Raw genomic sequence first — 23701 nt, 5'->3', positions numbered from 1 at the left:
AGATGACTTCCGATCCCAAACCCGACCCTTCGATGATCGGCGGCGTAGCCAAGGTCCCCTTGGCGCGCCTGCCCGATCCCGAGGCGCTTTTCACCACAAGGGCCGAGCGTTTCGAGTTTCTGGCCGAATACAGCCCGAACCTTGCCCCCTATCTGCGTTTCCTGGGTGAAGTGGCGCTGGCGCAGGCCGAACTGGCCCGCGAATTGCCGCGCCCCGAGCCTTTGTCGCCCGAACGTATCGCATTGGCGCGCTCCTCGCGCATGCCGCCTCTGGATCGCAACGACATGCGCGCGGGGCTGGCGCTGATCCTGCCCAAGCTGTGCGACATGCTGGCCGATGTCGAAATGCCCGAACCGGGCCGTCTGGCGCTGCAGGCCCTGCAATCCGCCGAGCCCGAGGATCTGGACTGGGTAATGACCAATGTCCTGACCGACCAGATCCCCGAGGACAGCGTCGCCCCGCACCTGTTCGCCGCCGCCGCCCTTCAGGTCCATGCCGCGATGCTGGCTGCAGGGCTTCACGTGGAACAACTGGTCCCGATCCATGTCGGCGCCTGCCCGGCCTGCGGTGGTCGCGCCGCCGTCAGCATGGTTACCGAAAACATGGGGGCCGAGGGCGCGCGCTATTGCTCCTGCGCGACCTGCCAGACGCTGTGGAACGAGGTGCGGGTCCGCTGCACCTGCTGCGGTTCGACCAAGGGTATCACCTATCGCTCGGTCGAAACCGATGAGGCCACCGTCAAGGCCGAGATCTGTCGCGAATGCGCGCGCTGGGTGAAGATTCTTTATCAGAACAAGAACCCGACGCTGGAGCCCATCGCCGATGACGTGGCGAGCCTTGGTCTGGACCTGATGATGGGCGAAACCGAATGGAAGCGGGGCGGCTACAACCCCTTCCTCGTGGGCTATTGATGTCCGACCTGCGGTCCCTGCCCTCGGTCGACAGGTTGCTGGCCGATTGCGGCCCGCTGATCCAGACCCATGGCCGCCCGGCGGTGACGGTTGCGCTGCGTGCCGAGCTGGCGACGATCCGCGCCAACCGCCCCGATCCGCTGCCCGATGCGCGGGAAATCCTGATCCGGGTGGTCAAGTCGATGGCCTCCGAGGCACAGTCGCGGCTGCGCCCGGTCCTGAACCTGACCGGAACCGTCCTGCACACCAATCTGGGCCGCGCCCTGCTGGCCGAATCCGCCATCGAGGCCGCCGTTGCCGCGATGCGCGCCCCCGCCGCGCTGGAATTCGATCTGGATAGTGGCGGTCGCGGCGAACGTGACAGCCACCTGCGCGGGCTTCTTTGCGAATTGACCGGGGCCGAGGACGCGACCGTCGTCAACAACAATGCCTCGGCCGTGCTGATCGTCCTGAACACGCTGGCCAAGGGCCGCGAGGCCATCGTCTCGCGCGGGGAGCTGATCGAGATCGGCGGTGCCTTCCGGATGCCCGCGATCATGGAGCAGGCCGGTTGCATCCTGCGTGAGGTGGGCACCACCAACCGCACCCATGCCAAGGATTACCTTCAGGCGATCGGTCCGGACACCGGTTTGCTGATGAAGGTCCATACCTCGAACTACCGGATCGAGGGCTTCACCAAGGAAGTGTCCGCCCCCGAACTGGCTTTGATGGCACATCAGGCCGGTCTGCCCTTGGTCAACGATCTGGGTTCGGGCACATTGGTCGATCTGCGGCGCTGGGGTCTGAAACCCGAACCCACCGTGGCCGAGGCGGTGGCCGAGGGTGCCGATGTCGTGACCTTTTCCGGCGACAAGCTGCTGGGCGGCCCGCAGGCGGGGTTCATTGTCGGCAAGCGCGAGATCATAACCGCCATCAACAGGAATCCGCTGAAGCGCGCCGTCCGCATGGACAAGATCCGTATAGCTGCGACCGAGGCCACGCTGCGCCTGTATCGCGACCCTGACCGGCTGGCCGACCGCCTGCCCACGTTGCGTCTGCTTGCCCGCCCCGAGCCCGAGATCCGCGCGCAGGCCGAACGTCTGGCCCCGCGCGTCGCCGCGAAACTGGGCTGCCGGGTCCGCGTCACCGATTGCGCCAGCCAGATCGGCTCGGGCGCGCTGCCCACCGAAACCATTCCCAGCGCCGGGCTGGCACTTGGCCCCTCGCCCGAGGCCTTGGCCGAGCGCCTGCGCGGGCTTTCCACCCCGATCATCGGCCGCATCCATAATGATGAGCTGATCCTTGACCTGCGCTGCCTGCCCGACGACGCGGCGCTGCTGGCTGCCATCTCGGGATGATCGTCGGCACGGCTGGTCATATCGACCATGGCAAGACCGCGCTGGTCCGCGCCCTGACCGGCATCGATGCCGACCGTCTGGCCGAGGAAAAGGCCCGCGGCATTACCATCGATCTGGGCTTTGCCTATGCCGATCTGGGCGGCGGCGCGATCACCGGCTTTGTCGATGTGCCGGGGCATGAGAAATTCGTCCATACCATGCTGGCGGGTGCGGGCGGCATCGATCTGGCCCTGCTGGTTGTCGCCGCCGATGACGGGATCATGCCGCAAACGCGCGAGCATCTGGCGATCCTCAATCTGCTGGGCATCACCCGCGGCATCGTCGCGCTGACGAAATCCGACCTTGCCGATGCAGAGCGCATTGCCGGGCTGACTGCTGACATCGACGACATGCTAGCCGCGACCGGACTGGCGCGCGCGCCCGTGCTGCCGGTCTCATCGCTGACTGGCGCGGGGGTCGAGATCCTGCGGGTCGAGCTTGCCAAGGCCGAGGCGGCCACGACCGCCCGCGCAGCGGATGCGCGCTTTCGCATGGCCGTCGACCGCAGCTTTACCCTAGCCGGGGCGGGCACGGTGGTGACCGGGACAGTGCTGTCAGGGCGGGTTGCGGTCGGGGATCAGATCACCCTCAGCCCCTCGGGCCTGTCGGCGCGGGTGCGCGGCATCCATGCCCAGAACCGCAAGGCCGATCACGGTCTGGCGGGCCAGCGCTGCGCCCTGAACCTGTCGGGCGACCAGATCACACGCGAGGTCATCGCGCGCGGCGACATGGCCTTGGACCCGGTTCTGCACGCGCCGACCGAACGCATGGACGTGGTTCTGCACACGCTGGACTCTGAACCCAAGCCCCTGTCGACATGGTTTCCGGCCCGGCTGCATGTCGGCGCGGCCGAGCTTGGCGCGCGTATCGTCCCGCTGGAAGGCGATCTGGCCCCCGGTGCCGAGGGGTTGGCTCAGATCGTTCTGGACCGCCCGCTGGCTGCCACGGTGGGCGACCGTTTCATTCTGCGCGACGTGTCCGCCCGGCGCACCATCGGTGGTGGGCACATCGTCGATCTGCGCGCGCCCTCCCGCCGCCGCGCGCGTCCCGAGCGGATCGCGGCCCTGCGGGCCATGTCCCTGCCTGACCCTGTGGCTGCCCTGGCGGCGCTGGGGGACAGCGGTCTGGTCGATCTGGGCGGTTTCGCTCGTGACCGGGCAATGTCGCCCCAGCAGCTTGATACCGCGCTGACCGCCTCTGGCCTTGTCATCATCGCGGACACCTCGCAGGCGCTGGCACCGCAGGGGCTGGCCGCCTTGCGCCAGCAGATGCAGGATGCCTTGGCCGAGTTTCACCGCGACAACGCCGACTTGCAGGGGCTGGGGCGCGAAAGGCTGCGGTTGGTCCTGTCCCCCCGCCTGCCGAAGCCCGATTTCGGAAGCTTCATCCGTACTGAGGCTGACGCCGGTCACATCGCGCTGGACGGGGCCTTCATCCGCCTGCCCGGCCACCTGCCGCGCCTCTCGGACGCGGATGAGGACATCCTTGCCCGCATCCTGCCACATCTGACCGGCGAGGAACGCTTTCGCCCGCCCCGCGTCCGCGACTTCGCCACCGAGCTTGGCGTAGACGAGCCCGAGATACGCCGCATCCTGCGCATGGCCGCGCGGCAGGGCCGGATCGACCAGATCGCGCATGATCATTTTTTTGCCCGCGCCACCACTGTGGAAATGGTCGCCATCATCCGTGACGTGGCCGCGCAGACCACGGATGGCTGGTTCACCGCGCCCGAGTTTCGCGACCGCGTGCAGAACGGACGCAAGGTGGCAATCCAGATCCTCGACTTCTTCGACAGGCTCGGTCTAACCTTGCGGCGGGGCGATTTGCGGCGCATCAATCCGCACCGGATCGACCAGTTCACGCCGGGCGGGTCGGACGGATGAGCCATTTGGAAGAGAATCGTCCCCGGTGGGGCGGCCGGACTTCAAATCCGGTTGGGGCAGCGAGCCTGTCCCGGGTGGGTTCGACTCCCATTCTCTTCCGCCAATACTGAAAGGGTTTCGATGCAACGTGTGACGCTTGGAAACAGCGACGTCTCGGTCAGTGCCGTGTCGCTGGGGACCATGACCTTTGGCAACCAGACCGGGATGGCCGATGCACATGGCCAGATGGACATGGCGCTGGAAGCCGGCATCACCTTCCTCGACACAGCCGAAATGTATCCGGTGAACCCGGTCGAGCGTGAAACTGTCGGCCGGACCGAGGAAATCATCGGCGCGTGGCTGTCGGATCGCGGCGGGCGCGACAAGGTCGAGATCGCGACCAAGGTCGCCGGGCCCAGCGACAAGGTGCGCCTGCATGGCTATGACGGCAAGACCATCCACCAGACCATCGACGCATCGTTGAAGCGTCTGCGGACCGATTACATCGATGTCTATCAGCTGCATTGGCCGGTCCGGGGCAGCTACGCCTTCCGCCAGAACTGGCGCTATGACCCGCGCAAGCAGGATCGGCAAAAGACGCTGGATCACATGGCCGATGTGCTGGAGGCCGTCAGTGACGCCGTCCGCGAGGGCAAGATCCGCGCCTTTGGCCTGTCGAACGAATCCGCCTGGGGCACCTCGCGCTGGATCGACACGGCCGAGCGCATCGGTGCGCCGCGCGTGGTGACGGTGCAGAACGAATATTCGCTGATGTGCCGGCTTTACGATACCGACATGGCCGAGGTCGCCGTGAATGAGGACGTGACCCTGCTGGCCTATTCACCGCTGGCGGCGGGGCTGCTGACCGGCAAATACCACCTTGGAGAACCCGAAGGCAGCCGCGCCTTTGTCGACAAGGCGCATGGCGGTCCCGGCGATCTGGGCGGACGTCGCACCAAGCGCGCCCCCGATGTGGTCGCGGCCTATCATGCGCTGGCCCATGAACTGGGTTTGGACCCGATCCACATGGCGGTGGCCTTTACTCGGCAGCGTCCCTTTGCCTGCATCCCGATCATCGGTGCGACCAATCGGGACCAGCTGGAGCATCTGCTGAAGGGAATCGATCTGGTCCTGTCGGACGAGGCGCTGCGCCGCATCGACCGGCTGCATCGCGACATGCCGATGCCCTACTAGTCGCGGCAGGATACCGACGCCACGGAACCGTTGGCAGCATCGTGCGGCTTGTGCAACCTGCCGCCGATGCTGACCACCGGAGGATCCGTCATGCTGCCGCCCATTCTTGCCAATCTGCGCATTCCCGTCATGGCCTCGCCCATGTTCATCGTCTCGGGGCCGGATCTGGTCATCGCGCAATGCAAGGCGGGTATCGTCGGCAGTTTCCCGGCGTTGAACGCGCGTGAGAAAGAGGGTGAGCCGGTCCTGCTGGACGCCTGGCTGACCCGCATCACCGAGGAACTGGACCGCCACAATCAGGCCAATCCCGACCGCCCCGCTGCACCCTTTGCGGTGAACCAGATCGTGCATCGTTCCAATGCCCGGCTGGAGCGTGACATCGAGATCTGCCACCGCCACCGCGTACCGATCTGGATCACCAGCCTTGGCGCCCGCCCCGAGGTGAACGCCGCCGCCCATGATTGCGGCGGCATCGCCCTGCATGACGTGATCAACAACACCTTCGCCCGCAAGGCCATCGAAAAGGGTGCGGACGGGCTGATCGCCGTCGCTGCCGGTGCGGGCGGTCATGCGGGCAGCCAGTCGCCCTTTGCGCTGATTCAGGAAATCCGCGAATGGTTCGACGGGCCGCTGCTGCTGTCCGGCTCGATCGCCACGGGGCGTGCGGTGCTGGCGGCGCAGGTGATGGGTGCGGACCTGGCCTATATCGGCAGCCCGTTCATCGCCACGTCCGAGGCCAACGCCCAGCCAGAATACAAGCAAATGATCGTCGATAGCGGTGCCGAGGATATCGTGAACTCCAGCCTGTTCACCGGAGTCCACGGCAACTACCTTGCCCCCTCGATCCGCAATGCCGGGCTGGACCCGGCGGCGCTGGCCAGTGCTGATCCTTCCAGCATGGATTTCGGCGGCGCCAAGGCCTGGAGCAAGATCTGGGGTTCGGGTCAGGGCATCGGCGCGGTGCGCGGGATCGCGACCGCGACCGCGATGATCGACCGGCTGGCCGCGGAGTATGCGCAGGCCAAGCAGGCCGTCGCCGCCATGTAAAGAAAAGGGCCGGGATGTCACCATCCCGGCCTTGTCGTCTCAGACGGTGCTGAGCCCCTCGGTCGAGGCAAAGAACATTGCCTGACTGACCGCCGAGCGCACCTGCTCCTCGGAATAGGGTTTCGAGATCAGGAAGGCCGGTTCCGGCCGGTCGCCGGTCAGCAGCCGCTCCGGGAAGGCGGTGATGAAGATCACCGGCAGGTCGCCCAGATCGCCCAGCAGTTCGTTCACCGCCTCGACGCCGGATGAGCCATCGGCCAGCTGGATATCGGCCAGGATCAGTTCGGGGCGCTTGTCATGCGCCAGCTCGATCGCCTGCTTATGGGTGCGGGCGATACCGGTAACCTCGTGGCCCATCGCTTGCACGATGCCCTTGAGGTCCATGGCGATGATGGTTTCATCCTCGATGACCATGACCTTGCCGGTCAGCGACTGGCCCATCTCCTCCAGCGCGATCTGCACCAGCTCTTCGGCCTCTTCCTGCGAGATCTGCATGATCTGCGCGATCTGGTCGTAGCGCTGTTCCTCGATCGTGCGCAGCAGCAATGCCTCGCGCGAGTTGGGGGTCAGGCCGCGCAGATGCGTCTGGGCACGGGCTTCGTGCTGCGACTGAGGCTCGGCATGGACCGGCTGGCCCGAGCTTTGCCAGATCGCGTGGAAGGTGCGGAACAGGCACACCCGTGCCTCGGCCCCGTCCATCAGGCTGCGATCGCTGAGGATGGCTTCAAGTGTCGCTGCCGCGTAATTATCCCCGGCGGACTGGCTTCCGGTCAGCGCCCGCGCATAGCGACGCAGATAGGGCAACTCGCGGCTGATGGATTGTGCCAGGTCTGCTGCGTTCATGTCGTCCTCAAAAATGCAATATTCACAGGGAACTTGATTGGATACGTATCCGTTGCAAACTGTGCGCACAAGAATTTCGGGAATAACTTAAAAATGAAGACAAGGCGTGAGGAACGCAGAAAGGTCGCCATCGAACAGCAAATCGATGAAAACCTGAAACGCGTATATGAGCAGGACACCACCCAGAAGGTTCCCGACAGGTTTCTGGAATTGCTCGATAAATTGCGCGAGCAGGAGTAGCCCCGCATGACAAAGGACGCCAAGACGGCGCGTGCTTCGGGCCATCCTGACCCCCGAAACGAGATCGTGGATCACCTTCCCGCCCTGCGCGCTTTTGCGCTGTCGCTGACCCGAGAGGGCGCGTCTGCCGACGATCTGGTGCAGGACACAATCGTCAAGGCATGGACCCATATCGACAAGTTCCAGCCCGGAACGAACCTGCGGGCGTGGTTGTTCACCATCCTGCGCAACACCTTTTATTCCGCCCGCCGCAAGACCCGGCGCGAGGTCAGCGACAGCGACGGCATCCATGCCGCGCGTCAGGCGACCCGCCCCGAGCATGACGGGCGGCTGGCGCTGAACGATTTCCGTGTCGCCTTCCAGCAGCTTCCCGACGAACAGCGCGAGGCGCTGATTCTGGTTGGGGCCTCGGGCTTTTCCTATGAGGAGGCCGCCGGCATGACCGGGGTCGCCGTGGGCACGGTCAAGTCGCGGGCCAATCGCGGCCGCAAGCGTCTGGCAGAGCTTCTCAAGCTGGAAGCGGGCGAAGAGCTTGAGATGACGGATCGCGCGACGCTGGCCGTCATGGCGCAAAACCACCCCGTCTCACGCTAGGGGCGGCGTCTCGTGCTGCGCGGATTGCTGGATGGCTGGGAGTTCCCCAAGGGGCTGGGTTTTCGCCTTGGTGGGCTTTTGTCGCTGGCGATCCTGCCGATCGGGCTGATTTCGGTCATCCAGACCCTGCATCTGTCGCGCGAATATGAACGCTCGGCCGAGATTGCACTGCTGGGGCGGACGGCCACGGCAGCGGCGGGCGAACGCGCGCTGCTGCAGGGCGCGCTTGGCACCGCCGATGCGCTGGGTCCGGCTGTGCTCGAGACGATGGACAACCCCCGCGCCTGCGCCGACATCATGCGCAGCTTTGTCCAGCGCACGGTGAACTTTGCTTATGCGGGCTTCACCCGGCTGGACGGGACCAGCGAATGCTCCTCGGTGCCGGGGGTGCATGACATGACGCAGGACCCGGCCTTCAAGCATTTCGTCGAAAGTCCGGGCACGCTGGTCACCACCAGCATGATCGGCAGCGAAGACGGCGAATCCTCGGTCATCGTGATCCAGCCGCTGTATCGCGGGGCGGAACTGCTGGGCTACATCGGCGTCGCCATGTCGCACGACATGCTGCGCTCGACCCATGTCGCGGGTCTGGGCGGCGACAGCGTGCAGGTGCTGACCTTCAACAATCTGGGCCAGATCCTGTCCGGCGGGCAGGATGGCAAAGCCTCGCTTTCCGACCTGCTGCCGCGCGACAAGTCGCTGCCCTCGCTGCTGTCGCGCAGCGAGACTACCTTCAGCGACTATTCGGCGCAGGGCGAACGGCGGATCTTCAGCGTCGTGCCGGTGGTGCCGGGGCTGGTCTATGCGATGGGGTCATGGACGCGCTCGGAATCGGGTATTGCCGGCATCGACAAGACGCGGCGCACCGCGCTGGTCCTGCCGCTGATCCTGTGGGCGGCCTCGCTCTCGGTGGCCTATTTCGCGGTCTACCGGCTGGTGCTGCGCCATATCCGCGAGCTGCGCGGCCAGATGCGCCGCTTCGCCATCGGCGACCGCTCGGCTCCGCCGCCGATCCTCAAGGACGCGCCCACCGAAATCGGCGACATGAGCGCGACGTTCCACAACATGGCGCGCATCCTGATCCGCGACGAGGACGCGATGGAGGCCGCGGTCAACGAAAAGACCGTGCTGCTGAAAGAGGTCCATCACCGGGTCAAGAACAACCTGCAACTGATCGCCTCGATCATCAACATGCAGATCCGGGTGATCGACCATGACGATGCCAAGCGGGTGCTGCGCTCAGTGCAGGACCGGGTGGCGTCGCTGGCGACGATCTATCGCAACCTCTATCAGGCCGAGCATCTGGATTCGGTCGAGGCCGACCGGCTGCTGATGGACATCATCAACCAGATGGTGAACGCCTCGGTCGGGCCGGGGACCGGACTGCGGGTGGAAACCGATCTGCAACCCTTGGTTCTGATGCCCGATCAGGCCGTGCCGCTGTCGCTGCTGGCGACCGAGGCCTTTACCAATGCGCTGAAATATTCCGGTTCGGGCGGGGATGGGCGTCCGCCATGGGTGCGCATGACGCTGCGCAGTGAAAGCCCGACCGAGGCCGTGCTTGAGGTCGAGAATTCGACCGGCGATGCCCCGATGGCCGAAGGGACCGGGCTGGGCAGCCAGTTGATCGACGCCTTTGCCAGCCAGCTTGAGGGCCGGACCGAATTCGACCACAGCGCCGGGCGCTTCAGCATGCGGCTGCATTTCCGGGTCGAGCCCGTCCAGCGCCGCCCCGCTGCCATGGCCGATGTGGTTCTGACCTCGGCCGCGCGTCCGGGTTCGCAGCACTAGTTCTTGGGTGTGGTGTCTTCGCGGGCGGCCTTGCGCAGCTTGCGGGCGGCGGCGACGCGGCGGTGGCGGGCCAGTTCCAGATTGATGATTGCCCCCAGCATCACCGAGAAGCCGCCCAGATAGAACCACATCAGCAGCGCGATCACCGCGCCGATCGAGCCATAGATGCGGTTGTAGCTGTGAAAGCTGGCCAGATAGGCCGAGAACGCATAGGAGGCCAGCGCCCATGCCAGCGCCGCGAAAAGCGAGCCCCAGGTGAAGATCGCCGTCCGGGGCGTTTTCACGTTCGGGCCATAGCGATACATGATCCCGATCACCAGAAGCACGATGACAAAGATCGCGATCCACGGGATCGAACCCAGCATCCACGCCCGCAGCGGCACATCGGGCAGGAAGTTCAGCATCAAGGGCACGACGATGATCAGCGCCAGCCCCAGGATGACGACGCCGACAATGACCAGCGTCAGCACATAGGCCAGCAGGAATCCCATGATCGTCGAATGCGAGCGCACGCCATTGGCGGCATTCAGCCCCCGGATCAGCGCATCGACCCCCGCCCGCGCCGAGATCGTGGCGATCAGGAAGGAAATCACCGTGGTCCAGCCAAGTTGCGTGGGTCCAGCCGCGATCAGTTCGTTGATTTGGCCATAGATGATATCCGCCGCGCCCGAGGGGATGAATTCATCGGCTGTGTGCAGGATATACTGTTCAATCAGCTGCGGGTCGTACCACAGGCCCCACAGCGCGAATAACGCCGCAAGCCCCGGAAACACCGCGAACAGCGCATAGAAGGCCACACCCGCCGCGATCAGGCTCATGTGGATCTTGTCCATCCGCTCGAACAGCGCGAGGGTGAATTGCCACCAATCCTTCAGCAAGTGCCGCTTCCCTTCCCTTCGAGGGCACAGCTTGCGACAGGCGCGAAAGGTTGTGCAAGCCCGAAGGCCCGCGCTTTACGGCCCGAGGTAGCGCAGCCACACCGCCTTGTCGCCCAGCTTGGCCACGAAGGCGGCATGGGCTTCGGCCTCGGCCCCGGACAGGCGGGGGGCAAGCGGGCGCGGACGCGCGCCGCGCGGGCCGCCCTGACCGGAAACGCCGGACCCGCTCTGGGCGGCAGCAGCCGCTGTTTCCAGAACCAGCCCCGGTTGCCGCCCGCCACGCAGCGCCAGATAGACCTCGGCCAGCAATTCGCTGTCCAGAAGCGCGCCGTGCAGCGTCCGGTTCGAGTTGTCGATGCGGAACCGCCGGCACAGCGCGTCCAGCGAGTTCTGCGCGCCCGGAAATTTCTTGCGCGCCAGTTCCAGCGTGTCGACGGCGCGCGAATAAGGCATGGCGGGATGGCCCAGCCGGGTCAGCTCGAAATTCAGGAATTTCATGTCGAACTGGGCGTTGTGGATGACCAGCTTGGCGTCGTCGCCGATGAAGCTGACGAAATCCCCGGCGATTTCCGCGAATTTCGGCTTGTCGCGCAGGAAGTCGTCGCCCAACCCGTGCACCTCGAAGGCCTCATTCGGCATCGAGCGTTCGGGGTTGATGTAGACATGGAAAACCTGCCCGGTGGGCAGGTGGTTCATCAGCTCGACCGCGCCGATCTCGACGATGCGGTCGCCGGTGGTCGGGTCAAAGCCGGTGGTCTCGGTATCCAGAACGATCTCACGCATGGGGGCTTCCTGCCACGATCCGGGCGCAGATGTCCATGATCGCTGCCCGTGCAGCGTCCATCGTGTCCGAGGGGATCACCCAATCGGCAAGGCGGCGCTTTTCCGCATCCGGCACCTGCCGCGACAGGATCATCTGGAATGCCTCTTCGGTCATGCCGGGACGCGCCAGCACCCGTGCCCGCTGGATCTCGGCAGGGGCGGAAACCACCGCCACCCCGTCCATCCCGGCCTGACTGCCGTTTTCGTAAAGCAGCGGAATATCCAGCACGATGATCGGCGCACCCGCATGCCGGGCAATGAAATCTGCCCGGTCGGCGGCGACCAAAGGATGAACGATCGCCTCAAGCCGGGCGAAACCCGACGGGTCGGCGGCCAGCGCCGATTTCAGCGCCGCCCGGTCGATGCCGCCATCCTTCCACGCGCCCGGAAAGGCCGAGGCGACCTTGGCCACGGCCGCACCGCCCGGCGCATAAAGCCGGTGGACGGCAGCATCGGCATCCCAGACCGGATGGCCCAGTTCGGCGAACATCGCGGCAGCGGTGGATTTCCCCATGCCGATGCTGCCGGTCAGGCCCAGCAGATAGCTCATCCCAGAACGGCCCGGCGCAGATCGTCATCGACCTCGGGGCGGTGACCGAACCAGCGCTCAAAGCCCGGCGCGGCCTGATGCAGCAGCATGCCCAGCCCGTCCACGATCTCGCAGCCGCGGGCCTGCGCTTCCAGCAGGAAGGGCGTCATCAGCGGCGTATAGACCAGATCGGTGACAAGCGTGCCCGGCGCCAGCGCATCCAGCGGCACTCGCAGCGGCGGCTTGCCGTCCATGCCCATCGAGGTGGCGTTGACGACCGTGATCGCGCCTTCCAGCATGTTGCCGGCCTGCGCCCAGTCATAGACGACGACGCGGGCACCGAATTCGGCCCGGATCTGCTCGGCCCGGATACGGGTGCGGTTGGCGATGCGCAGTTCTGTCACGCCACTTTCCAGCAGCGAGGCGACGACGGCCCGCGCGGCCCCCCCGGCCCCGATCAGCGCCGCCGGTCCCAGATCGGGAATCCAGCCCGGCGCGTGCTGGCGGATATTGGCGATGAAACCGTAGCCATCGGTATTGTCGGCATGGATCTTGCCGTCCGAGCGGAAGATCAGCGTGTTTGCCGCCCCGATCAGCGCGGCGCGGTCGGTGACGACATCGGCCAGGGCCAGCACGCTTTCCTTATGCGGGATGGTCACGTTGGCGCCGACAAAGCCCATGCGGGGCATGGCGCGCAGCACCTCGGCCAGATGCTCGGGCATGACGGGAATCGGGATGTAATGGCCGTCGATCCCGTAGCGTTGCAGCCAATGGCCGTGCAACCGGGGCGAGCGGGAATGGGCAATGGGCCAGCCAAGAACTCCGGCAATGGGGACATGGCGGGGGGCGTGGGGCTGAGAATCCGGCATGATCGAAACAGCTACTTTCTAAACGCGGTGTCGGGGCAGCCGCCCTCGGGGCGATCCTGTCGCAAAGCAGTGCCGCCCCGATCAGCGCCGGTCAAGCGGCCCGCCGATCACAGCCGCGTCGGCATGGCAGAAAGGCAACCTTTTCGCAGGCTTGGTTACGAAACGCCGCCCATTTCCGGCAGGCCGCCCTCGGCGACCAGATCGTCCAGCGTCAGGGATTCGATCAGCAGCAGATAGGACCAGAACACCTGCCCGAACATCTTGCGCAGGCGGCAGCTGGCCTCGTCCTCGCAATCCTCGCAGCGCTGGTAGGAACGCCGCGACAGGCAGGGCAAGGGCGCGATCGGCCCATCGACCTGACGCAGCAATTCGCCGATCGAGATTTCCTTGGGCTGCTTGATCAGCACATAGCCGCCGGCCCGCCCGCGCCGCGAGCCGACATAGCCCGCATTGCGCAATTCCAGCATGATATGTTCCAGAAAACGCTTGGGCGCACCGGACCTCGTTGCGATCTCTTCGATCGTCAGAGCGCTGCCACCGGCGGCGACCTCATCGGCAAGCGCGATCAGCGCCTTGATGGCGTATTTGGTTTTCTGCGAGATCATGGAAAATCAATAATCACGACCGGGCGGGGTTGCAATCATTTCACGGATTTTCCTTTCTGAAGAAACTTCGGGAACACAGCACTGACGTCAAAGCGTTATATTTCTGACACATTGGGCGCGCATTTCTGGCCGCGCAACATGAGGGAGGTGAACATGCGCATAGCGGTTCTGGGCGGAGATGGTTTTGTCGGATGGCCCACGGCGCTGCATTTGTCGGATCTGGGACACGAGATCCATATCCTCGACAACCTGTCGCGCCGCTGGATCGATACAGAACTGGGCGTGCAATCCCTGACCCCGATGGATTCAATTCAGGAACGCTGCCGGATCTGGCACCAGTTGACCGGACGCAAGATCCATTTCCACCTGCTGAACCTTGCCACCGAATACGAACGCCTCAAGAGCTGGCTGGCCGAAACTCGGCCCCATGCGGTCATCCATTTCGCCGAACAGCGCGCCGCGCCCTATTCGATGAAGACCGACCGCCACAAGGTCTACACCGTCAACAACAACACCAACGCGACCCATAACCTGCTGGCGGCGCTGGTCGAGACCGGCATCGACGCGCATCTGGTCCATCTGGGGACGATGGGGGTCTATGGCTACTCCTCGGTAGGGGCACCCATCCCCGAGGGCTATCTGGACGTGCAGATCGATACGCCCAGCGGTCCGCGCGAACAGCAGATCCTGTATCCGACCCGGCCCGGCTCGGTCTATCACATGACCAAAAGCCTCGATCAGATCCTGTTCCAGTTCTATGCCCAGAATGACGGGCTGCGCATCACCGACCTGCATCAGGGTATCGTCTGGGGCACGCATACCGATCAGACCCGGCGGCATGAACAACTGATCAACCGTTTCGATTATGACGGCGATTACGGCACCGTGTTGAACCGCTTCCTGATTCAGGCCGCCATCGGCTATCCGCTGACCGTGCATGGCACCGGAGGCCAGACCCGCGCCTTCATCCATGTGCAGGATTCGGTGCGCTGCATCGAACTGGCGCTGAAGGATGCCCCCGCTGCAGGCGATCGGGTCCATATCTTCAACCAGATGACCGAAACCCATCGCGTTCGCGATCTGGCCGAACTGGTGGCAAAGCTGACCGGGGCCGAGGTCGCCTATCTGCCCAACCCCCGCAAGGAGGCCGAGGAAAACGACCTGATCGTCAGGAACGACCAGTTCCTGGCCTTGGGTCTGAAACCGATCACCTTGGCCGAGGGGCTGCTCTCTGAGGTGGTCGAGGTGGCGCGTAAATACGCCCATCGCATCGACCGTTCGCGTGTGCCTGCCGTCTCGGCCTGGACCAAGGATCTGGCCAAACGCGTCGAACATGATCCCGAAGGCAAAAGGCTGCGTTCCGTATCGTGACTTCCGGTATCCATCCCCAAGGCAAGGCGCGCTCAGATCGCGCCTTTGTCACACTGGCGACCAATCCCGATTACGCGACCGGTGCGGCGGCCCTGTTCCGGTCCCTGCGGCGAACGGGGACAACTGCCGATCTTGTCCTGCTTTACACCGAACTTCCCGATCAGACGGTGTCCGACCTGTCTACGCTTGGTATACGCGCGGTGCATGTGGATCTGCTGCCGACCTCGCATGAATTCAACAACTTGCATGCCCGCGCCCGGCTGCATGGCGTGGCCCCTTTTACCAAGGGCGAAAAGCCGCCCTTCCACACGCCATTGGACAATTTCGCCAAGCTGCGGCTGTGGCAGCTGGACTATGCGCGCGTGGTCTTCATCGATGCCGATGCGATCGTGTTGCAGAACATCGACAGGCTGTTCGACTATCCGGAATTTTCAGCCGCACCAAATGTTTACGAGTCTCTGGCCGATTTCCACCGCTTGAATTCCGGGGTCTTCACCGCGCGGCCCTCGCAGGCCACATATGATGCGATGCTGGCCCGTCTGGACCAGCCCGGTCAGTTCTGGAAGCGCACCGACCAGACGTTTCTGGAAGCCTATTTCCCGAACTGGCACGGCCTGCCGGTCTTTGACAACATGCTGCAATATGTCTGGTTGAATCTTCCCGATCTGTGGCGCTGGCAGGACATCCGCGTGCTGCATTATCAATATGAAAAACCTTGGGAAAATCATGCCAAGGCCGATAGTCTGCGGGTGTTGATAGACCTGTGGAAAGCCCATGCCGGTGACGGCCCCGTCCCCGATCCGCGCGACCTGCCCCTGCCCCCCGGTGCCGCATGAGGATCGTCCTGATCGGAGCGACCGGCATTGTCGGCCGCTGGCTGCACCGCGCCGCGCTGGAGGCAGGTCATCAGGTCGAACCCCTGCCCGGCTGGCGCCTTGGCCAGCCCGCAGATCTGACCGGATGCGACGCGCTGATCCACGCGGCCTTCCAGCACGTTCCGGGCAAGTATCGTGGCGGAGAGGGGGACGATCCCGATGCCTTCACGAATGCCAACCTTCAGGGATCTTTGGATATTTTCCAATCTGCCCGCGATCAGGGTGTAGACCGTGTGATCTTTCTGTCCTCGCGTGCCGTCCATGACGGCTACCCGGCGGGAAGCGAGTTGCCCGACGATCTGCCACCCGCGCCGGTCAATCTTTACGGTCAGGTCAAGGCGCAGGCGGAGACCGCCCTTGCCGCCATGGCCGCCCCGGATTTCCACGTAGCCAGCCTGCGCCCGACCGGGGTCTTCGGCCCCGGCCACCCGCAGAAATGGGCTGGACTGATCCGCGATTTCATCTCTGGAAAATCCGTGCCGCCGCGCGTCGCGACCGAGGTGCATGGTGCCGATCTGGGTCAGGCCGCCATGCTGGTCCTGAATGATCCGGCCATGTCCGGCAGCTACAATGTCAGCGACATCATCCTTGACCATCATGAGCTTCTGTCCGGCGTCGCAGTGCTGACCGGCAGCCGCTTTGCCCCGCCGATGCGTTCGGATGCAAGCCTGCTCAGTGTCCCTGTCTGTGCGCGTCTTGATGCGTTAGGATGGCGTCCCGATGGCCTTGCGCGGCTGCATGCCGACCTGCCCGCCATCCTGCAAGACCTGAAGGACATGGAATGAACGTCGATTACGCAGAACTCGCCCAGACCATTGCAAGCCTGACCCATGGCGAGACCGATGAGGTCGCGCTGATGGCGACGCTGGCCTGCGAGATCCACCATTCCGACGCCCGCTTCGACTGGACCGGCTTCTATCGCGTGACCGAGCTGGAATTGCTCAAGATCGGCCCCTATCAGGGCGGCCACGGCTGTCTGGTCATCCCCTTCTCGCGCGGGGTGTGTGGGGCTGCGGCGCGCACGCGCGCGACCCAGTTGGTGCCCGATGTCGACGCTTTCCCCGGTCACATCGCCTGCGCCAGCTCGACCCGGTCCGAATTGGTGCTGCCGGTCTTTGCCGCGAATGACCGCCTGATCGGCGTCCTTGACATCGACAGCAACCAACCCGACGCTTTCACCCAGGAAGATGCAGACCGCCTGCAGGAGATCCTGGATGCCACCTTCGGACGTCACTGAATTCACCGGCCATTGCCTGTGCGGCGCGATCCGCTTTCACGGCACCTATGACGACAATCACGGGCTGAAAGCCTGCCATTGCGGCCAGTGCCGACGCTGGTCCGGCCATGTCTGGGCGGCGATCCTGCCGAAATCCATGGTGATAGAGGGCGAGCCGAAATGGTATCGCGCCTCGGATTTCGCACGGCGCGGATTCTGCCCGACCTGCGGCTCGTCACTGTTCTGGCAACGTGACGGGTCGGATATCATCGACGTGGCGGCGGGGGCACTCGACAGCCCGACCGGGCTGCGGCTGCTGGGCCATATCTTTGTGGCCGACAAGGGCGATTACTATGACATCGCTGACGGGCTGCCGCAGGACCCGCGCGAATGAAGGCGCAAGGCCGCTGCCTGTGCGAGGCGGTGGCCTTTTCCGCCCGGTCGCGGGCCTATACGGCGCATGAATGCCATTGCACGCACTGCCGCAATTGGTCGGGCCATGTCTGGGCCTATGTCTGCGTCCGCTGGGACAAACTGACATTCACCCGTGACGACGGGCTGGTCTGGTACGCGCATACGCTAAAGGCGCGTCGGGGGTTTTGCGGGCATTGCGGATCGACGCTGTTCTGGCGGCGGAATGGCTCGGCAAAGGTTGACGTTTCCGCCGGTGCATTCGATATGCCGACTGGGCTAAGGCTGGGTGCGCCCTCTTTCCCCGAAAACCACGGCGACTATTACGGGCTCTGACCATGATCTGGGATACGATTGCCAATTTTCCGGCGCAGCAATTGCTGGCTTTCATGGCGGGTGCGCTGGTCCTGAACCTGGCCCCCGGTCAGGACGTGTTCTTTGCCAGCGCCTGCGGCATTCAGAACGGCCCGCGCGCGGGCGCGCTGGCCGGGCTCGGCGTCGGCATGGGCGTGATCTTTCATGTCGTGATGGCGACGGTTGGCCTTGGCGCGCTGGTCGCCGCCCATCCCGAGGCACTGGTAGCGATCAAGTTCGTCGGCGCGGGTTATCTGCTGTGGCTGGCCTATAAAAGCTGGACCGCGGGCGAGATCGACCCCAGCGCCCATGCGGCCAGCAGCCCCTGGAGCATCATCCGGCGCGGCGCGCTGTCGAACCTGCTGAACCCCAAGCCGGTGCTGTTCCTGCTGGCTTTCCTGCCGCAATTCACCCGTCCCGAATTCGGTCCGATCTGGCAGCAGATCCTTGGGCTGGGGCTGATGTTCATGGCTTCGGGGACGCTGGTTACCATGGGCTACGGCATTGTCGGCGGCTATGCCGGGCAGGTCATCGGCAAGCGTCTGGGCATCGTCAACCGCATCGCCGCGGTGATGTTCGCGGGGCTTGCGCTGCGGCTGGTGTCGAAATGAGCTTCGTCTACGAACCCACGACCGAGCAGCCGCAGGTGATCCATGCCGATCACGAGGTGCTGGTGGTCAGCAAACCCTCGGGGCTGCTGTCCGTGCCGGGCCGGGGCGAGGATCGCACCGACTGCCTGATCGAGCGCCTGCGCGGAGCGTTTCCGACCATCCTGCTGGTGCATCGGCTGGACATGGACACCTCGGGGGTCATGGTCTTTGGCCTGACGCCGCATGCGCAGCGCCACCTGTCCAAGCAGTTCGAGGACCGCAAGACCAAGAAGACCTATCTCGCGCGGCTCTGGGGCAGGCTGGATCCCAAGACCGGCACCGTCGATCTGCCGTTGATTGTCGACTGGCCGAACCGGCCCCGGCAAAAGGTTGATCATGAACAGGGCCGCCCCGCCCAGACCGATTGGCGGGTGATCCGCGCCAGCGATACGGAAACCCGCGTGCGCCTGTCGCCGGTGACGGGCCGCAGCCATCAGTTGCGGGTCCATATGGCGTCGCTGGGCCACCCGATCCTTGGCGATCCGCTATACGCCACAGGTCAGGCGGCCGAGTTCCCGCGCCTGATGCTTCACGCCGAGAACCTGCGCTTCAAGCATCCCGAAACCGGGGTCACGCAAAGCTATACCGCACCCGCGCCGTTCTGAGCGATCTCACGACAGTTTCAATAAGGAAATCATCCGACTTGCCGTAGCCTTGCAGGGGAATCACCCACAGGGAGCGGAAAGATGACCGGAAGTGGAATCAGCCGTCGGGGAGCGATGATGATGGGGGCGGGCCTGCCGGCACTGATCGCGCTGCCCGCCTTGGCGCAGGCCCCCGCGCCCGATGCCAAGCCTGCGGGCAAGGCGCATGCGATTCAGCTTGGCGCGTTTCAGGTGTCGACCCTGCTGGGCGGCGCCGCCATGCGCGAGAAGCCGATCGAGACCTTTGGCCTGACTGCCGACCCTGCCGAATGGGAAAAGCTCAGCGAGGCGAATTTCATCCCCGCGGACAAGTCGGGCAATTCCTTCACCATGACGCTGGTCAAGACGCCGGACGCGCTGGTCCTGATCGACACGGGCATGTTCCCCGAGGTGACGGTCTCGGCGCTGGCGGCGGCGGGCTATGCGCCCGAGGACGTGACGCATGTGCTGCTGACCCATATGCATGGGGACCATGTCAGCGCCCTGACCAAGGACGGCGCGCCGGTCTTTGCCAAGGCGCAGCTGATCGCCCCCAAGGTCGAGGCCGACCATTGGGCCGCCAACCCCGCCGAGGCCTACACCACCCATGTCGCGCCGCTGATCGGCAATGCCCGCCTGATCGCGGATGGGGATGAGGTCATGCCAGGCATCACCGCCGCAGGGGCTTACGGCCATACGCCGGGCCACACGACCTACCTGCTGGAAAGCGATGGCCAGCGCCTGCTGGTGACCGGCGACACCTTCAATCACTATGTCTATTCGGTCCAGCGCCCCGAATGGCATGTCCGCTTTGACATCGACAAGGACAAGGGGGCCGAGACCCGCAAGACGGTGCTGGCGCGTCTGGCCACCGACCGCATTCCCTTCATCGGCTATCACATGCCCTTCCCGGCGCTGGCCTATATCGCTCCCGGCGAGGCCGAGGGGACCTTCCGCTATGTTCCCGCGACTTATCAGTTCGCGGGCTGAAACCGGCCTTGCGCCAGTCCACCGTGGCTGGCGCAAGACCTGATCGCGCTGGCATCGCCTGCGGAACTTGCCGATGATGCGCCCGAGCAAACCGGAGGTCGCAATTGGCAGGAAGCGTTATCGCGGTCGCAAAGGATGGGAAGCATCGCTTCTCAAAGATCGAAGCCCCGGAAATCCGCATCCTTACCGGGCTTGGGGTCGAGGGCGACGCGCATCAGGGCGTTACCGTCAAGCACCGCTCGCGGGTTCGGGCCGATCCGACGCAGCCGAATCTGCGGCAGGTGCATCTGATCCATGCCGAGCTGTTTTCCGAACTCAAGGCGCAGGGATTCGACATCCGCCCGGCCGATCTGGGCGAAAATATCACCACCAAGGGCGTCGACCTGCTGGCGCTGCCACGCGGCGCAATCCTCAAGCTGGGCGATCAGGTGGAACTGGAGGTCACCGGCCTGCGCAATCCCTGCGCGCAGATCGAGAATTTCCGCAAAGGGCTGCTGGGCGCGGTTCTGGTCAAGGCGGCAAATGGCACGCTGATCCGCAAATCGGGGATCATGGCAGTGGTGCGGTCGGGCGGTACGGTCAAGCCGGGCGATGCCATCGCCGTCATCAATCCGCCGCTGCCCCACCTGCCGCTTGAGCGGGTCTAAGCGGCAGGTTCCGGCAGGGCTCAGCCCAGATTGAAGACGCGGCTGGGCTGGACCTCGCCGCCCATATAGCGGCCGATGCACAGGGCGCGGCCATTGCGGCTGACCCAGACGTCCTCGCCGAATTCGGCATGGCCCAGAACCTGACCGGGATTGCCGTTCAGGATGCGGGTCTCGCCGATCTCGGTGGCCTGCATCTGGGGCAGGTCGGAAAGCGCCGACTGGATCGGCAGCAGGGCCGCCTCGATCTCGGCCTGATTGGCGCGGTCGATACGGTCAAAGGCGAGGCCGTCTGCCGCCTCGAACGGACCCGACCAGATCCGGCGCAGATGGTCGACATGGCCAAGGCAGCCAAGGGTGCGTCCCAGATCGCGGGCAATGGCGCGGACATAGCCGCCCTTGCCGCAGACCATGCGCAGCTGCGCCTGATCCGCCGTCACCCCCAGCAGTTCCAGCGATTCGACCCAAAGGGGACGTGCGGCCAGCTCGACCACCTCGCCTTCGCGGGCCAGATCATAGGCGCGCGCGCCATCAACCCGGACGGCGGACACGCGCGGCGGAACCTGCATGATGTCGCCGACAAAAGCGGGCAGTGCCCCGCGGATCGCATCCTCGGTCGGGCGGGCGTCGTTGGTTTTCACCACCTCGCCCGAGGCGTCGTCCGAACTGGTTTCCGCGCCCCAGTTCACCGTGAAGTCATAGGCTTTCAGCGCATCGGTCAGGATCGGCACGGTCTTGGTGGCCTCTCCCAGCGCGATCGCCAGCACGCCCGTCGCATCGGGGTCCAGCGTCCCGGCATGGCCGGCCTTCTTAGCGTCCAGCGCCCAGCGAACCTTGCTGACCACATCGGTCGAGCCCACGCCTGCGGGCTTGTCCACGATCAGCCAACCGTGGATCTCGCGTCCCTTTTTCCGCGCCATGTCAGTTCTTTCCCGTATATCCGATGATCGGCCCCAGACGGCGGCCGAAATCCGACCGCCGCAGCTCGGGCGCATAAAGCCGCGAGATCGAGCCGTCGAAGTAAAGCGCATCGCGCGCGCCAAGGCCGTCCCTGAACAGGCGACCGAATTCGTGGAAGGTCACCGCCCGGTCCGAGATCGCGAACCACGCCGTCTGCCCGTCGGGCGACACGCCGACGCCGTTCCGGACATAGCGGCTGTCGCTGTCGATCAGGAAACGCGGATGCAGATCGCCGTCGATGACCAGCATCGGCCCCGATTGTGTCGCCAGGCGGCATTCCGGCTGTGCCTTGGCAAAGGCGCGGCTTTCCATCACGCGGTAGGGCTTGTCGCCGCCGGCGCAGAAGACGCCATTCGGCAGCATGCCGAAATTGCCGCCGCCGCCCGCCGTAACGATGTCATGCTCCTTGGTGCCCTCGCTGACATACAGCCCGACGGGGGAATAATCCTCGTGATACATGCCCGCGTTCATGGCGAAGGCCAGCACCTCGTCCGGCGCAAGGGTCTTGCGGACGCTGTAGAAGTCGCCCAGCACGCGGCCATTGGCATCGTTCAGCCACAGCTTCAGGCCCGGCTCCTGCGCGGCATTCAGGGTGCAGACGACATAGCCCTGACCGTCGAAGTCGCGCTTTTCGCAGATGCCTTCTGCCGCGGCGGGCAGGGTCATCGCGATCAGAGCGCCAAGCGCAAGGCCCAGCCGACGCTTCAGATCAATCTTCATCGGTCTCGTCGTCGTCGCTTTCGACATCGCGGCGGACGCGTTCGTCGTTCAGCAGGCGGCGGGTGTCGTCCATGCGGTCGAAGGTCTCGTCCAGAACGAAGCGCAGCTGCGGCGCGTATTTCAGCGACATCGCCTTGGCGACCAGATGGCGCAGCTCGGCCTGATTGCGGCGAAGTGCGACCAGCGCGTCCTCGGCGTCATGCCCGCCCAGAGGCAGGACATAGGCGGTCGCGACCTTGAGGTCGGGCGACGTGCGGACCTCGCCCACCGTGATCGAGTGGCGGTTCAGGTCGGGGTCATGGACGTCCGCGCGCAGCAGGACATCGGAAAGGGTGCGGCGGATCAGCTCGCCCACGCGCAGTTGGCGCTGCGTGGGGCCGGACCCTGATTGAAAGCGGTTCTGTGCCATGCCCGCAGATGTAGGGGGTCGCGGCGCGCGCCGCAACGGGATAGACCATGCCAAAACGGGGATATGGACATGGAAAAACCGGGAATCGTCATCACGGGTGTGTCGGGCCGCATGGGGCAGATGCTGGTCCGCACCGTTCTGGAATCGGATCAGGCCCGTCTGGTCGGCGCAATCGCGCGCGAAGGCAGCCCTTGGGTTGGCCGCGATCTGGGCGAGGCGATGGGCGGCGCGCCCCTTGGGATCATCGTCACCGACGATGCCGTCGAGGCGATTGCCAAGGCCCAAGCGGTGATCGATTTCACCACGCCCGACGCCACTGTGAGCTTTGCCGAACTGACCGCTCAGGCCCGCGCCGTCCATGTCATCGGCACCACCGGGTTCGAGCAGCACCATCTGGACAAGATCAAGGCCGCCGCCCGCCATGCCCCCATCGTCCGCGCCGGTAACATGAGCCTTGGCGTCAACCTGCTGGTCGGCCTGACCCGCAAGGTCGCCGCCGCCCTGGGCGAGGATTGGGATGTCGAGGTCGTCGAGGCCCACCACAATCGCAAGGTCGACGCCCCCTCGGGCACCGCCCTGATGCTGGGCGAGGCCGCCGCCGAAGGCCGTGGCCATACCCTCGACGAACTGCGCACCCCGGCCCGCGAAGGGATCACCGGCGCACGCGAAAAGGGCTCGATCGGTTTTGCGGCCATTCGCGGTGGCGATGTCGTGGGCGAGCATGACGTGATCTTCGCCGCAGCGGGAGAGCGTGTCGTGTTGCGCCATCTGGCCACCGACCGCGCGATCTTTGCCCGGGGCGCGCTGCGGGCGGCCCTGTGGGGGCAGGACAAGGGTCCGGGCGAATATGACATGGCGGATGTGCTGGGCTTGTAAGGAATTGGGGCTTTGACGCCCCGGCAGCCTGCCCCTAGTTT

General features: G+C 65.0%; 28 protein-coding genes and 1 tRNA gene. 20 read left to right on the top strand and 9 right to left on the bottom strand.

All coding sequences use genetic code 11. The annotated features are described in order from the left end of the window. The first annotated feature begins 2 nt into the window (after positions 1-2). The 6 genes from fdhE to GL300_RS08325 all read left to right on the top strand — a co-directional run bounded on the left by fdhE (position 3) and on the right by GL300_RS08325 (position 6390). Positions 3-911: a formate dehydrogenase accessory protein FdhE gene (gene fdhE, locus GL300_RS08350; protein WP_155039133.1), complete on the top strand. Its 909-nt coding sequence runs from the start codon at positions 3-5 to the stop codon at positions 909-911. Then, positions 911-2248: an L-seryl-tRNA(Sec) selenium transferase gene (selA, locus tag GL300_RS08345; protein WP_155039132.1), complete on the top strand. Its 1338-nt coding sequence runs from the start codon at positions 911-913 to the stop codon at positions 2246-2248. The genes fdhE and selA overlap by 1 nt, the downstream gene beginning before the upstream one ends. Then, the gene (gene selB / locus GL300_RS08340; RefSeq protein ID WP_155039131.1) at positions 2245-4170 is read left to right on the top strand and encodes a selenocysteine-specific translation elongation factor; all 1926 of its coding nucleotides are present in this window, start codon (positions 2245-2247) and stop codon (positions 4168-4170) included. The genes selA and selB overlap by 4 nt, the downstream gene beginning before the upstream one ends. 7 nt (positions 4171-4177) lie before the next feature. After that, positions 4178-4273: transfer RNA gene (locus GL300_RS08335), tRNA-Sec, on the top strand. 17 nt (positions 4274-4290) lie between these two features. Continuing rightward, positions 4291-5343: an aldo/keto reductase gene (locus GL300_RS08330; RefSeq protein ID WP_155039130.1), complete on the top strand. Its 1053-nt coding sequence runs from the start codon at positions 4291-4293 to the stop codon at positions 5341-5343. 90 nt (positions 5344-5433) lie between these two features. Further along, entirely contained in the window at positions 5434-6390 is a 957-nt protein-coding gene (locus GL300_RS08325) for an NAD(P)H-dependent flavin oxidoreductase (RefSeq protein WP_155039129.1), read from the top strand. Between the two features lie 39 nt (positions 6391-6429). Here GL300_RS08325 and GL300_RS08320 read toward each other — a convergent pair whose 3' ends face one another. Further along, positions 6430-7233, bottom strand: a complete 804-nt coding sequence (locus tag GL300_RS08320) for a response regulator (RefSeq protein WP_155039128.1) — start codon at positions 7231-7233, stop codon at positions 6430-6432. A 93-nt stretch (positions 7234-7326) separates the two neighbouring features. Between GL300_RS08320 and GL300_RS08315 the strand changes: the two genes are divergently transcribed. From GL300_RS08315 to GL300_RS08305, 3 genes are read left to right on the top strand one after another with little or no spacing between them, the layout of a single operon-like run. Then, on the top strand, positions 7327-7473 hold the full coding sequence (locus GL300_RS08315) for a NepR family anti-sigma factor (protein WP_155039127.1): 147 nt from the start codon (positions 7327-7329) through the stop codon (positions 7471-7473). Positions 7474-7479: 6 nt separating this feature from the next. Beyond that, positions 7480-8067: an RNA polymerase sigma factor gene (locus GL300_RS08310; protein WP_155039126.1), complete on the top strand. Its 588-nt coding sequence runs from the start codon at positions 7480-7482 to the stop codon at positions 8065-8067. A 12-nt stretch (positions 8068-8079) separates the two neighbouring features. After that, positions 8080-9858, top strand: coding sequence for a sensor histidine kinase (locus GL300_RS08305; RefSeq protein WP_343042942.1), 1779 nt, complete (start codon positions 8080-8082; stop codon positions 9856-9858). On the opposite strand, the gene GL300_RS08300 is transcribed toward GL300_RS08305, so the two are convergent. The 5 genes from GL300_RS08300 to GL300_RS08280 all read right to left on the bottom strand — a co-directional run bounded on the left by GL300_RS08300 (position 9855) and on the right by GL300_RS08280 (position 13561). Next, complete coding sequence (locus tag GL300_RS08300; RefSeq protein ID WP_155039125.1) at positions 9855-10736, bottom strand: YihY/virulence factor BrkB family protein; 882 nt, start codon at positions 10734-10736, stop codon at positions 9855-9857. The two genes, GL300_RS08305 and GL300_RS08300, sit on opposite strands and share 4 nt — an antisense overlap. Positions 10737-10811: 75 nt before the next feature. Next, positions 10812-11519 carry a DNA polymerase III subunit epsilon gene (gene dnaQ, locus GL300_RS08295; RefSeq protein WP_155039124.1) on the bottom strand — a complete coding sequence of 236 codons (708 nt, stop codon included), beginning with the start codon at positions 11517-11519 and terminating at the stop codon, positions 10812-10814. Beyond that, on the bottom strand, positions 11512-12108 hold the full coding sequence (coaE, locus tag GL300_RS08290) for a dephospho-CoA kinase (protein WP_155039123.1): 597 nt from the start codon (positions 12106-12108) through the stop codon (positions 11512-11514). Before coaE ends, dnaQ begins: the two co-directional genes overlap by 8 nt. After that, positions 12105-12956 carry a shikimate dehydrogenase gene (locus GL300_RS08285; protein ID WP_155039122.1) on the bottom strand — a complete coding sequence of 284 codons (852 nt, stop codon included), beginning with the start codon at positions 12954-12956 and terminating at the stop codon, positions 12105-12107. The genes coaE and GL300_RS08285 overlap by 4 nt, the downstream gene beginning before the upstream one ends. A gap of 155 nt (positions 12957-13111) precedes the next feature. Next, positions 13112-13561: an RrF2 family transcriptional regulator gene (locus GL300_RS08280; RefSeq protein ID WP_155039121.1), complete on the bottom strand. Its 450-nt coding sequence runs from the start codon at positions 13559-13561 to the stop codon at positions 13112-13114. A gap of 153 nt (positions 13562-13714) precedes the next feature. Here GL300_RS08280 and GL300_RS08275 point away from each other — a divergent pair, with 153 nt between their 5' ends. From GL300_RS08275 to GL300_RS08230, 10 genes are all read left to right on the top strand, one after another. After that, on the top strand, positions 13715-14932 hold the full coding sequence (locus GL300_RS08275) for an NAD-dependent epimerase/dehydratase family protein (protein ID WP_155039120.1): 1218 nt from the start codon (positions 13715-13717) through the stop codon (positions 14930-14932). Beyond that, complete coding sequence (locus GL300_RS08270; protein WP_343042952.1) at positions 14926-15768, top strand: glycosyltransferase; 843 nt, start codon at positions 14926-14928, stop codon at positions 15766-15768. The genes GL300_RS08275 and GL300_RS08270 overlap by 7 nt, the downstream gene beginning before the upstream one ends. Next, positions 15765-16592, top strand: a complete 828-nt coding sequence (locus GL300_RS08265) for an NAD-dependent epimerase/dehydratase family protein (protein ID WP_155039119.1) — start codon at positions 15765-15767, stop codon at positions 16590-16592. Before GL300_RS08270 ends, GL300_RS08265 begins: the two co-directional genes overlap by 4 nt. Beyond that, positions 16589-17044, top strand: a complete 456-nt coding sequence (locus GL300_RS08260) for a GAF domain-containing protein (RefSeq protein WP_155039118.1) — start codon at positions 16589-16591, stop codon at positions 17042-17044. Before GL300_RS08265 ends, GL300_RS08260 begins: the two co-directional genes overlap by 4 nt. After that, on the top strand, positions 17022-17417 hold the full coding sequence (locus GL300_RS08255) for a GFA family protein (protein WP_155039117.1): 396 nt from the start codon (positions 17022-17024) through the stop codon (positions 17415-17417). The genes GL300_RS08260 and GL300_RS08255 overlap by 23 nt, the downstream gene beginning before the upstream one ends. After that, positions 17414-17770, top strand: coding sequence for a GFA family protein (locus GL300_RS08250; protein ID WP_155039116.1), 357 nt, complete (start codon positions 17414-17416; stop codon positions 17768-17770). The genes GL300_RS08255 and GL300_RS08250 overlap by 4 nt, the downstream gene beginning before the upstream one ends. Before the next feature lie 2 nt (positions 17771-17772). Further along, positions 17773-18399, top strand: coding sequence for a LysE family translocator (locus GL300_RS08245; RefSeq protein WP_155039115.1), 627 nt, complete (start codon positions 17773-17775; stop codon positions 18397-18399). Beyond that, positions 18396-19043: an RluA family pseudouridine synthase gene (locus GL300_RS08240; protein WP_155039114.1), complete on the top strand. Its 648-nt coding sequence runs from the start codon at positions 18396-18398 to the stop codon at positions 19041-19043. Before GL300_RS08245 ends, GL300_RS08240 begins: the two co-directional genes overlap by 4 nt. Positions 19044-19124: 81 nt before the next feature. After that, entirely contained in the window at positions 19125-20051 is a 927-nt protein-coding gene (locus GL300_RS08235; RefSeq protein ID WP_155039113.1) for an MBL fold metallo-hydrolase, read from the top strand. Positions 20052-20155: 104 nt separating this feature from the next. Next, positions 20156-20698: an MOSC domain-containing protein gene (locus tag GL300_RS08230; protein ID WP_155039112.1), complete on the top strand. Its 543-nt coding sequence runs from the start codon at positions 20156-20158 to the stop codon at positions 20696-20698. 20 nt (positions 20699-20718) lie between these two features. On the opposite strand, the gene truB is transcribed toward GL300_RS08230, so the two are convergent. The 3 genes from truB to rbfA are packed head-to-tail and all read right to left on the bottom strand — an operon-like array spanning position 20719 to position 22784. After that, positions 20719-21615, bottom strand: coding sequence for a tRNA pseudouridine(55) synthase TruB (gene truB, locus GL300_RS08225; RefSeq protein WP_155039111.1), 897 nt, complete (start codon positions 21613-21615; stop codon positions 20719-20721). 1 nt (position 21616) lies between these two features. Then, positions 21617-22375: a phosphodiester glycosidase family protein gene (locus tag GL300_RS08220; RefSeq protein ID WP_155039110.1), complete on the bottom strand. Its 759-nt coding sequence runs from the start codon at positions 22373-22375 to the stop codon at positions 21617-21619. Beyond that, the gene (gene rbfA, locus GL300_RS08215) at positions 22365-22784 is read right to left on the bottom strand and encodes a 30S ribosome-binding factor RbfA (protein WP_155039109.1); all 420 of its coding nucleotides are present in this window, start codon (positions 22782-22784) and stop codon (positions 22365-22367) included. The genes GL300_RS08220 and rbfA overlap by 11 nt, the downstream gene beginning before the upstream one ends. 69 nt (positions 22785-22853) lie before the next feature. Here rbfA and dapB point away from each other — a divergent pair, with 69 nt between their 5' ends. Beyond that, positions 22854-23660, top strand: coding sequence for a 4-hydroxy-tetrahydrodipicolinate reductase (dapB, locus tag GL300_RS08210; protein ID WP_155039108.1), 807 nt, complete (start codon positions 22854-22856; stop codon positions 23658-23660). Positions 23661-23701 lie beyond the last annotated feature (41 nt).

It is taken from the genome of Paracoccus litorisediminis (assembly GCF_009711205.1).
In the GTDB taxonomy this organism is placed as follows: Bacteria; Pseudomonadota; Alphaproteobacteria; order Rhodobacterales; family Rhodobacteraceae; genus Paracoccus; species Paracoccus litorisediminis.
The sequence above is the reverse complement of the archived record's forward strand: the minus strand, read 5'-3'. Positions and strand labels throughout refer to the sequence as shown.

Excerpts from the sequence above, each read along its gene's own strand:
- fdhE (WP_155039133.1), top strand. The coding sequence starts at position 3 with ATGACTTCCGATCCCAAACCCGACCCTTCGATGATCGGCGGCGTAGCC.
- selA (WP_155039132.1), top strand. The coding sequence starts at position 911 with ATGTCCGACCTGCGGTCCCTGCCCTCGGTCGACAGGTTGCTGGCCGAT.
- selB (WP_155039131.1), top strand. The coding sequence starts at position 2,245 with ATGATCGTCGGCACGGCTGGTCATATCGACCATGGCAAGACCGCGCTG.
- GL300_RS08330 (WP_155039130.1), top strand. The coding sequence starts at position 4,291 with ATGCAACGTGTGACGCTTGGAAACAGCGACGTCTCGGTCAGTGCCGTG.
- GL300_RS08325 (WP_155039129.1), top strand. The coding sequence starts at position 5,434 with ATGCTGCCGCCCATTCTTGCCAATCTGCGCATTCCCGTCATGGCCTCG.
- GL300_RS08320 (WP_155039128.1), bottom strand. The coding sequence starts at position 7,233 with ATGAACGCAGCAGACCTGGCACAATCCATCAGCCGCGAGTTGCCCTAT.
- GL300_RS08315 (WP_155039127.1), top strand. The coding sequence starts at position 7,327 with ATGAAGACAAGGCGTGAGGAACGCAGAAAGGTCGCCATCGAACAGCAA.
- GL300_RS08310 (WP_155039126.1), top strand. The coding sequence starts at position 7,480 with ATGACAAAGGACGCCAAGACGGCGCGTGCTTCGGGCCATCCTGACCCC.
- dnaQ (WP_155039124.1), bottom strand. The coding sequence starts at position 11,519 with ATGCGTGAGATCGTTCTGGATACCGAGACCACCGGCTTTGACCCGACC.
- coaE (WP_155039123.1), bottom strand. The coding sequence starts at position 12,108 with ATGAGCTATCTGCTGGGCCTGACCGGCAGCATCGGCATGGGGAAATCC.
- GL300_RS08285 (WP_155039122.1), bottom strand. The coding sequence starts at position 12,956 with ATGCCGGATTCTCAGCCCCACGCCCCCCGCCATGTCCCCATTGCCGGA.
- GL300_RS08280 (WP_155039121.1), bottom strand. The coding sequence starts at position 13,561 with ATGATCTCGCAGAAAACCAAATACGCCATCAAGGCGCTGATCGCGCTT.
- GL300_RS08275 (WP_155039120.1), top strand. The coding sequence starts at position 13,715 with ATGCGCATAGCGGTTCTGGGCGGAGATGGTTTTGTCGGATGGCCCACG.
- GL300_RS08265 (WP_155039119.1), top strand. The coding sequence starts at position 15,765 with ATGAGGATCGTCCTGATCGGAGCGACCGGCATTGTCGGCCGCTGGCTG.
- GL300_RS08260 (WP_155039118.1), top strand. The coding sequence starts at position 16,589 with ATGAACGTCGATTACGCAGAACTCGCCCAGACCATTGCAAGCCTGACC.
- GL300_RS08255 (WP_155039117.1), top strand. The coding sequence starts at position 17,022 with ATGCCACCTTCGGACGTCACTGAATTCACCGGCCATTGCCTGTGCGGC.
- GL300_RS08250 (WP_155039116.1), top strand. The coding sequence starts at position 17,414 with ATGAAGGCGCAAGGCCGCTGCCTGTGCGAGGCGGTGGCCTTTTCCGCC.
- GL300_RS08245 (WP_155039115.1), top strand. The coding sequence starts at position 17,773 with ATGATCTGGGATACGATTGCCAATTTTCCGGCGCAGCAATTGCTGGCT.
- GL300_RS08240 (WP_155039114.1), top strand. The coding sequence starts at position 18,396 with ATGAGCTTCGTCTACGAACCCACGACCGAGCAGCCGCAGGTGATCCAT.
- GL300_RS08235 (WP_155039113.1), top strand. The coding sequence starts at position 19,125 with ATGACCGGAAGTGGAATCAGCCGTCGGGGAGCGATGATGATGGGGGCG.
- truB (WP_155039111.1), bottom strand. The coding sequence starts at position 21,615 with ATGGCGCGGAAAAAGGGACGCGAGATCCACGGTTGGCTGATCGTGGAC.
- GL300_RS08220 (WP_155039110.1), bottom strand. The coding sequence starts at position 22,375 with ATGAAGATTGATCTGAAGCGTCGGCTGGGCCTTGCGCTTGGCGCTCTG.
- rbfA (WP_155039109.1), bottom strand. The coding sequence starts at position 22,784 with ATGGCACAGAACCGCTTTCAATCAGGGTCCGGCCCCACGCAGCGCCAA.
- dapB (WP_155039108.1), top strand. The coding sequence starts at position 22,854 with ATGGAAAAACCGGGAATCGTCATCACGGGTGTGTCGGGCCGCATGGGG.